At 47.4% G+C, this 669-nt stretch carries 1 protein-coding gene; it reads right to left on the minus strand.

The annotated features are described in order from the left end of the window. Positions 1–274 precede the first annotated feature (274 nt). Positions 275–669: hypothetical protein (locus FV226_RS28295; protein ID WP_187278883.1), on the minus strand; the 395-nt coding region annotated here is incomplete at its 5' end.

Consider the following 669-nt stretch of genomic DNA (forward strand, 5'->3'; position numbering starts at 1 on the left):
TTTTTGAGCTGATACGGCGGGGGGCGTGGATCTACGCTGTAGCAGGGTGTAGGTGCGGTTTGGGGGCATGAGTCAGCATCCAAAGGCATACGCTGCATAGTATGACTGGTGGGTGTGTGTCATACGGTGATAAGCAACCGTTTTACGCACCCGCAAATGAGCCGTGAGTTCTGTGGTTGAAGGAGCATCATGGGTGCTCCTGCAAATTAAATTACCATTTTGCTAAGCTGGCAGCGTTCAGATCACAGAGCGCCGTCCCGCATTTAGAGCAATTCTACGACAAATTATGCTTAATTCTAGAATAAATCATATCAAGCTCAAGTAGCAATTCTTGTAAGTGGCCGTAGTCATCGCGGTTCTGTGGGCCGACTACGAGCTCATTGATTAATCCATCGGGGTTGATCCAAGTTACACGAAGCGATTGATCATCTGCAGAAAAATTGTCTTTAATTTGTAAATTTGATTTTTCGACTGTTGCAGTATGATGGCTGGTGCTATCAAAGCTGTCGTTTTTATCGCTTGAAGCATCTGATTTCCCGTCTGTTGGAAGCTCTTCCAAAGCGGCATTCTCAGTCGCTTTCTTAGACGCCGCCGGGTTTAAGGCGCGCGCCCATGCATCGAGACCTTGTCCCGATTTTTTTGCATATTCCTCGACTTCATCAGGGGGAA

The sequence above is a fragment of the Methylobacterium sp. WL12 genome (assembly GCF_008039475.1).
Lineage (GTDB): Bacteria > Pseudomonadota > Alphaproteobacteria > Rhizobiales > Beijerinckiaceae > Methylobacterium > Methylobacterium cerastii.